8 protein-coding genes and 1 tRNA gene are annotated in these 8,026 nt (G+C 57.7%); 5 read left to right on the top strand and 4 right to left on the bottom strand.

From position 1 onward, the window contains the following. Window positions 1–236: 236 nt before the first annotated feature. The 3 genes from ACEWL3_RS20370 to ACEWL3_RS20380 are packed head-to-tail and all read left to right on the top strand — an operon-like array spanning window position 237 to window position 2,576. Window positions 237–539, top strand: a complete 303-nt coding sequence (locus tag ACEWL3_RS20370) for a DUF3489 domain-containing protein (RefSeq protein WP_386184919.1) — start codon at window positions 237–239, stop codon at window positions 537–539. Then, the gene (locus ACEWL3_RS20375; protein ID WP_386184916.1) at window positions 529–939 is read left to right on the top strand and encodes a DUF2924 domain-containing protein; all 411 of its coding nucleotides are present in this window, start codon (window positions 529–531) and stop codon (window positions 937–939) included. Before ACEWL3_RS20370 ends, ACEWL3_RS20375 begins: the two co-directional genes overlap by 11 nt. Continuing rightward, complete coding sequence (locus tag ACEWL3_RS20380) at window positions 936–2,576, top strand: recombinase family protein (protein WP_386184914.1); 1,641 nt, start codon at window positions 936–938, stop codon at window positions 2,574–2,576. The genes ACEWL3_RS20375 and ACEWL3_RS20380 overlap by 4 nt, the downstream gene beginning before the upstream one ends. A gap of 171 nt (window positions 2,577–2,747) precedes the next feature. Here the strand turns inward: ACEWL3_RS20380 and ACEWL3_RS20385 are convergent. From ACEWL3_RS20385 to ACEWL3_RS20400, 4 genes are all read right to left on the bottom strand, one after another. Next, window positions 2,748–2,822, bottom strand: a tRNA-Gln gene (locus ACEWL3_RS20385). Between the two features lie 62 nt (window positions 2,823–2,884). Continuing rightward, window positions 2,885–4,210, bottom strand: a complete 1,326-nt coding sequence (locus ACEWL3_RS20390; RefSeq protein ID WP_386184910.1) for a mechanosensitive ion channel domain-containing protein — start codon at window positions 4,208–4,210, stop codon at window positions 2,885–2,887. Between the two features lie 132 nt (window positions 4,211–4,342). After that, window positions 4,343–5,335 (bottom strand): NADPH:quinone reductase, encoded by a 993-nt coding sequence (locus ACEWL3_RS20395; protein ID WP_386184908.1) that lies wholly within the window; start codon window positions 5,333–5,335, stop codon window positions 4,343–4,345. Window positions 5,336–5,461: 126 nt separating this feature from the next. Continuing rightward, the gene (locus tag ACEWL3_RS20400; protein ID WP_386184906.1) at window positions 5,462–5,932 is read right to left on the bottom strand and encodes an SH3 domain-containing protein; all 471 of its coding nucleotides are present in this window, start codon (window positions 5,930–5,932) and stop codon (window positions 5,462–5,464) included. Between the two features lie 170 nt (window positions 5,933–6,102). Here ACEWL3_RS20400 and ACEWL3_RS20405 point away from each other — a divergent pair, with 170 nt between their 5' ends. Next, a complete protein-coding gene (locus ACEWL3_RS20405) occupies window positions 6,103–7,089 on the top strand; it encodes a 2-hydroxyacid dehydrogenase (protein ID WP_386184903.1) in 987 nt (328 codons plus the stop codon). Between the two features lie 41 nt (window positions 7,090–7,130). Continuing rightward, window positions 7,131–8,026 (top strand): gamma-glutamyltransferase (locus ACEWL3_RS20410; RefSeq protein ID WP_435001606.1); only part of this gene is annotated, 896 nt, incomplete at its 3' end.

Consider the following 8,026-nt stretch of genomic DNA (forward strand, 5'->3'; position numbering starts at 1 on the left):
AGCCAGTCCTCCAAATCTTTGGAAGAATTGAATCAGCAGTTCATGCGCCAATCAAGGAAGAGTTTTTCAACGAGATACGCCCTTCGTGTTGATTTTTCTGCTTAACTGACTGGACTTTTGCGGCTACCGGAGCAGTACTGTCTTTGCACCGCGACCCATTCGCCTGCGTCGCCCGCCAGACCGGGCTCTGCTCAGTAGCAGCGGAATATCTCCGCCGATTATCTGAGGAAATGGAAATGACGAAGTCAGCACCCAAACCAATCACCAAATTGAAATCTGCCACTGGCAGTCGAACCACCAAGAAAGACCAGCTGATCAAACTGCTGGGCAGCAAATCCGGCGCAGACATCAAATCACTGAGCGAAAAGCTGGGCTGGCAGCAGCATACGACGCGGGCGGCAATGAGTGGGCTGCGCAAAGCTGGCTATGAGGTGGCGGCTGAGAAGCCCGCCAAGGGCGGCAAGTCGAAGTTCCGCATCTTGTCGGTACCAGCGGAGCAACTGGCCACCACAGCAGCGGCTTCAACCGATGGGGCGTGATCCAAATCCTGAGCGGCCAGCGGTGCTGCAGAATTGGGAGGCGGTCTTTGGATCGCTTCCTCCTCCATATCTGTCGGTGCCGTTCATGCAGAAGGCGATCCGCTATGAGCTTCAGTGCAAGGCGCTGGGCGGGCTGCCAGCTGCGATGCGGCGCGCATTGAAGCAGATATCTCAGGGTGACGATATCGCCGCCGCGACCCCTGCAAAGCTGAGCGCGGGGGCGCATCTTGTGCGTGAGTGGAATGGCCGAACCTATCAAGTGCATGTCAAGGAGGACGGCTTTGAGATGGATGGGAAAAAATGGTCGTCGCTCTCCGCCATCGCCAAACACATCACAGGGGCCACTTGGTCCGGCCCACGGTTCTTTGGCCTGAACAGCAGAGCAGGTGCACGGGTATGAAGAAGCTACGCTGCGCCATCTACACCCGCAAGTCATCTGAAGACGGCCTGGAGCAAGAGTTCAACTCGCTCGATGCACAACGCGAGGCCTGTGCTGCCTACATCGCCAGCCAGAAGCACGAGGGCTGGGTGCTGCTGCCAGAGCAGTATGACGATGGCGGGCTATCTGGCGGGTCGCTGGAACGGCCAGCGCTCAAACAGCTGCTGCAAGACATTGCAGACGGGCTGGTTGATCAGATCGTGGTGTACAAGATCGACCGCCTGACACGCTCCCTCGCAGACTTCTCTAAGATCGTCGATACACTGGATGCAGCCGAGGCGTCCTTTGTCTCTGTTACCCAATCGTTCAACACGGCAACCAGCATGGGGCGACTGACACTCAACATGTTGTTGTCATTCGCACAGTTCGAACGGGAAGTGACAGCGGAACGCATACGCGACAAGATTGCCGCGTCAAAACGCCGGGGGCTGTGGATGGGCGGGTTGGTGCCGCTTGGCTATGACGCGGACGGCCGCACGCTCAAGATCAATGCGATGGAAGCAAAAACCATCAGGATGCTCTACGATCTTTATGAACAGCATGGCACAGTCCGAGCGGTGAAGGCTGCGGCAGATGACCTGAGATTGCGCAGCAGGCAACGGACATCTGCTGACGGGCAGCACTCAGGAGGCATCACCTTCTCACGCGGCCACATTCACAATCTCCTGACCAACCCGATTTATGCGGGCCGCATCCGCCACAAAGCAAACGTGCATGATGGGCAGCACAGTGCGATCATTGATCCGGATCGATGGGAGCGCATTCAGCAGATGCTGCAGGATGGTGCGGCGAAGGGCAGGGCGCGCAAAACGGCAAAGCAAAGGTCCTTGCTTTGTGAAAAGCTCTTTGATGAGACTGGCGATCGCCTGACGCCCTCACATTCCAAGACCAAAGCAGGTGAGCGGCTGCGGTATTATGTGTCCCATCGCTTGATCAGGAACAGCGGTGAGGCCAACACGGATGGCTGGCGATTGCCAGCAGAAGAGCTGGAGGCAAAGGTGGCGCATGTCCTGCGTCAGCATCTCAACAAGTCATCCTTTATCGGTAAGGTCGTTCCGGATGCCTCGGCATCAGCAATCGCTACCGCCAGGGCCAAGGTCCAAGTGATCAGTGTCAGGAAAGACATCAAACCATCACTGGATCTTATTGAGCGCATCGATCTGCGCCCCGGTGAAGTAAGCATCTTCATCAAAGCAGAGAAACTCGGGGCACTGTTGGAACAGGATCTGGAAGACCTCCCGCAGGATCATCTTATCATCACTGCGCCGTTCCAGTTACGCAAACGCGGTGTAGAGACAAAACTGATCTTTGCGGATGCGCCGGGCGCGCGAGATGAGGCGCTGATTAAGAACATTGCCACCGCGCATCACTGGTTTGAAAAAATCAAGTCAGGCAAATCATTTGGTCAGATAGCCGTTGATGAAGGGACATCGACCCGCCGGATTCATCAGATGATTGAGCTGGCGTTGCTTGCGCCAGATCTCATTCGCGGTGTCTTGAACGGCACACAGCCATTGGGATTCACATCCGACTGGTGTTTGCGTCATAGCATTCCCTCAGACTGGTCGGAACAACGCGCGCTGCTGGCGACGCTCTGATCAAAACCACCCACACTGGTATCGCGGAAACGGCCACCTCAGACTAATGGGGGTATTGGCGGCATTCGGGAGCTGTGTCAGCGTCTGCAAAAGAGGCATCTCCCCGTAACCTACGGAAAACACGGAGCTACTGCGACAGGAATGCGGATCGGGTCTGGTTTGAGAAATACGTGGCTGGGGTGGAAGGATTCGAACCTTCGATCTCCTGTACCAAAAACAGTTGCCCTACCGCTAGGCCACACCCCAATACTGTGGCGCTAATTAGTGGGCTGCGGCGCGGGACGCAAGACCCGTTTTGCGTAAAATTCCTATTCCTCGTCCGCATGTGCGCTCAACAGATCGTCGCGCTGCGGGTCGGCGCGCTCCTGGTCGACGATTTTTGTCAATTCTTCGTCGGCTGTTGCATTGACAGCCTGAGCGGGGGCCGGTGTCGCTGCGGGTTCATCTGTGGCTGGTTTCGTAGGTTTGCTGGGTCTTGCAGCAACGCCGTCGAAGTTTTCGATCCGATAGCTCGGTACCGGGGCGGACATATCTGCGCTGTCAAAGGCGGCCTGCGTCAGCCGTATTGCTTCACTGCGGGCCAGAACGATGTCGGTCTCATTCTGGTTGATCCAAGCGGCCATGTTCAGCGTCACCCAAAAATCATCCACTGATTCAATCCATGCAGATGCTTCGGGTGATTTGAGCACAAAGGGCAACGCGATGAGCGTATCTGCGGCGAGACGCCGGGCTTGATCCAGATCGGCGTCAGGGGCGACTGTCAGTGCAAAGGTGAACCGCCGTTCTGCATTGCGTGAAAAATTGACGATCCTGCTTTTGAATACGGTCGCGTTCGGGATGCGAATATGGTTGCCATCAAAGCTGAGCAAGATCGTGGCGCGGCTGGTAAGACGGATCACTTTGCCGGTGTCACCTTCGATTTCGACGGTGTCGTTGGGGCGAAAGGGCTGGCGGATCGACAGCATGATGGATGCGATGAAATTCTCGACCGTGTCGCGCACGGCAAAACCAATGGCGAGGCCGACAATCCCGGCCGCACCCAATATACCCGACAGCAGCGCCGCAGCGCCAACAATATCAAGTGCGATCACCAACCCGCCAATAAGGAACAAAAGCCGGATGATCTGGCGGTAAATGTCGGCGATAAAGGCGTTCGGGGCCAGACGTTCCCAAGGCTGTCGCAGTCGCGCAATCACGAATCCCAGCAAGATGACGGCGACAAAAACGCCAAAGGCAATCAGAGCCAGCGGGAAAAAGGCAATCAACTGCGTCAGGCGGGCTTTGAACCGGGCGACAGCGGGGTTCAGCCGCTCAACGACATCTGTGGTTTCATGCACTTCATTTTCGATGGCGACCACACCTTCGACCCGGCCGACCAGTTCGGTGAGGCGGGTTGCAGAACTGGTATCCAGTGTGGTGCCCCGCAACGTGATGATCCCAGAGGATACGGTGACACTGATGTCTTCGTATCCCTCAAGCTCACCAAGGATATCGCGGATGCGGTTGGCAATGGCGGCGTCCGATGTGGCGCTGTCCTCAATGTTGATCGTGCCGCTGGGTTGCGTGGTTGTGGTTTGTGCTGCCGCTGCAAAGGGCAGGGCGAGACAGACAAGGAAAGCGAGGACGCGCATCATGAAATCCAGCAGAGAAACATCAATGGGTTAGTCTAGGCACGGCCCACTTGCTTGGCAATTGACCTGCAGCGATTTGGCGGTTTGGTTTCCTGATGATTGTTGCAGGAACGTCTTCCGAGCCTTCTGCGCCCTTCACGACTGGCAATTCACCAAGATTGCTCCGTCGCGTGCGCCTGCCTCAACCGCTTCATGGGCCGCAATGGTTTCATCCAAATCAAACACGCGTTCAACCGGACAATCAAGCGCCCCATCTTGCAGGGCATGATGTAACCTGTTGATGGCCGTATCGCGTTGCGCACCGGGGAGCAAATAGATCAACATGATGTCGATGGTCACTGCTTTGAACAAAAGCGGATAGAACGGCAGCACGGGCTGCATCTCTTTGGCCGATCCATAGGCGGCAATCCGGCCATTTGGTGCGATCACTTCTGTATCGGTTCCAATGTTCGCGCCAAATTCTACTTCGACAATCGTCTCAATCAGTTTGCCCGCGTTGGCGGCCAATATTTGCGCAGGCAGATCAGGGTCATTGTAGCTCAATACCACATCGGCACCTGCGGCAATAACCCGGTCGCGGTCCTTTTCGCTGCTGGTGGTGATAACGCGCGCACCGCCCCATTTGGCAAGCTGCACGGCCAAAAGGCCTACGGTACCCGCTCCCCCTTGGATCAGCACCGTTTCACCTGCCACGCCACCGCCACCAAATACCGCATGACATGCCGTCAGCCCCGGTATGCCAAGGCTGGCCCCGACTTCCAGGCTGACCTCTTTTGGCAGGGGAACAGCTTGGTGGGCGGGCAGGGTGATGTGGCTCGCGGCGGTTCCATGGCTGCGCTGCCATTGGCCATTCCAGACCCAGACGCGTTGACCGATGCGCTCGGGGTCGACACCCGCACCCACGGCCTCGACCTCGCCGGTGCCATCGCTGTGCGGAACGATCAGAGGAAACGCTGGTTTCGTGACGCCCGGCCGCGATCCGGCGCGGGCTTTGACGTCAGAGGGGTTCACGCCGGAAAATGCGAGTTTGACCCGCACCTCACCGGCTTTCGGCTCCGGATTGGGGATATCTTTCAATTTCAGTACATCGCGGGCTGTGCCGAAGGTTTCATAGGTGATGGCGCGCATGGCAAGATCCCTTTTCTTGGCGAACAAATCCCCACCTGCATAGCGTTGATGGTGGCCCGCGCAAAGGCGTCTGTTGGGAAATCGCTGTCGGTTCATCGCTGGTCGCGCAGTGCCGAGCGATAAAGCCTAGTTTCGCAGTTCGCCCGGCGCGACGCCCCAGATGCGGGCCTTGGGTGCCCACCCTTTGAAACCGCCGGAACGCAATTGACACCATTCCAGATCACAATCGCCCAACCGTGCAACAACACCCAACTCAAGGGCTGCGGTCACGGGCGCATTTGCATCGGGTCTCGCGTGCAGGGCCAGCATGTCCTGTTCGACAAGAACGGTGCGGGTCCCCGACAAAAGCGAATAGTGTACCCATCCGCCCATGCCATCGCGGTCTTCTACGCGGCGCCAGTGGCCGTGCTCTGCGGTGATGCGCAAAGGCATGTCGCGACGCTTAAAGACCCAGTCGATGCGGTGTGACAAAGACGGGCCGCGCCGCACGTTGCCCTCAGATGCTTTCATGGAGACAAAACGCGGTACAGGCAGATTGGTGACGGTTCCCACACCTTCGGCAGCAGCGGGGGCCGCTGTTTGAAGCGTGATTATCATAATCGACGCCATAAAGGCGCATAAAAGCGTTATTGTTTTCATGGTGCTGCCTGCACTGCCGGATATATTAGTTGTTTTGCTCTTTTGCAACGTGAGGTTCTTGTGCCTCGTCGCGCGTTAAGACACCATGCCTGTCAAAGACGTGTGCGCCAAGTGCGGGGAGAGCAAAGATGACAAAGAAACGGTTGAGTGTTGTAGTCACGCGACGGTTGCCCGATGTGGTGGAAACCCGGCTGAGCGAGTTGTTCGACGTCAGGTTGCGCGAGGACGACACGCCGATGACCCGGACCGAGCTGGGCGAGGCGATGAAAACCGCAGACATTCTGGTACCGACCGTCACAGACGATATTGACGCCGCCTTGATCGGACAGGCCGGAGACCGTTTGAAACTGATCGCGAATTATGGCGCAGGCGTTGATCATATTGACGTGGCCACCGCCCGACAGCGCGGCGTTTTGGTCAGCAACACGCCGGGCGTGTTGACCGATGATACCGCAGATATGACCATGGCGTTGATTCTGGCCGTAACGCGGCGCATGGGAGAAGGCATGGCGGTGATGCAAAAAGGCGAATGGAACGGGTGGGCCCCGACCGCATTGCTTGGTGGGCGCATCGGGGGCCGACGGTTGGGCATTCTGGGCATGGGTCGGATCGGTCAGGCAGTGGCACGGCGTGCACATGCTTTTGGGATGCAGGTGCATTATCACAACCGCAAACGGCTGCATGAGCAAACTGAGGCCGCATTGGAGGCGACCTACTGGGAGAGCCTTGATCAGATGGTTTCCCGGATGGATGTGATCAGCATCAATTGCCCGCATACACCAAGCACATTTCACTTGATGAACGCGCGAAGGTTGAAGTTGATGAAGCCTGAAGCGGTGATTGTTAACACGTCACGCGGTGAGGTGATCGACGAAAACGCGCTGACCCGGATGTTGCGCGCCGGAGAGATCAAAGGCGCGGGCTTGGATGTGTATGAGCATGGCACCCACATCAACCCGCGTTTGCGCGAGCTGAAGAACGTTGTGTTGTTGCCGCATATGGGGTCGGCGACATTGGAAGGGCGCATCGAGATGGGCGAAAAAGTGATCATCAACATCAAGACGTTTGATGATGGCCATCGCCCGCCGGATCAGGTGGTACCATCGATGCTGTGAGGCCCAAGATCACACTTAACCCAATAGAGGAGAAGACGACGATGCGTATTGTACTTTCTTTGATTGGAATTGCCTGTGCAGGCGCGGTTTTTGCCCAGCAGGCCGCAGATGCGGTGGCACCTGAAGCGGCAGGTGTCGGGGCATTTGAAGGGTTGTCACCAGCGGCGATGGCCGCGCTTGATGAAAAGGCCGCAGGCCGCCCTGTGGTGGCGCAAAACTGGATGGTGGCGGCGGCAAACCCGCTTGCAGTTCAGGCCGGTGCGGATGTGTTGGCGCGTGGCGGAACGGCGGCCGATGCATTGGTGGCTGTTCAGACCGTATTGGGGCTGGTTGAACCGCAATCTTCCGGGCTTGGGGGCGGTGCGTTCCTGGTTTGGTATGATGCCGCATCCGGGACGGTGACCACTCTGGATGGGCGCGAAACAGCACCTTTGGCTGCTACACCACGGTTGTTTCAGGATGCAGATGGCGCACCGCTAGGGTTCTTTGATGCGGTTGTTGGCGGGCTGTCTGTTGGCACGCCCGGAACGCCTGCGCTTTTGGCAGAAGTTCATGCGCGTTGGGGCAATGCGGATTGGGCCGATTTGCTGACCCCTGCGATTGATCTGGCCGAGGCCGGTTTTGCGGTGTCACCCCGGCTCGCGGGTTTGGTGGCTGACGATGCGGAAAGGTTGTCGAGTTCCGAGACCACTGCCGCCTACTTTTTGCCTCAGGGTGTCGCGGTGCAGCCCGGGGACATGTTGGTCAATCAGGCCTATGCAGACACATTGCGCGTGATGGCCAGTGGCGGCGCGGACGCCTTTTATACTGGTGATATGGCCCGCAACATTGTCGCGACCGTGCAGGGAGCTTCCAATCCCGGCGTTTTATCAGAGGTTGATCTGGCGATTTACAATGTCAAGGAACGCGCGGCCGTGTGCGCACCCTACCGCGCCCA

Source organism: Sulfitobacter sediminivivens, assembly GCF_042611115.2.
Classification (GTDB): domain Bacteria; phylum Pseudomonadota; class Alphaproteobacteria; order Rhodobacterales; family Rhodobacteraceae; genus Sulfitobacter; species Sulfitobacter sediminivivens.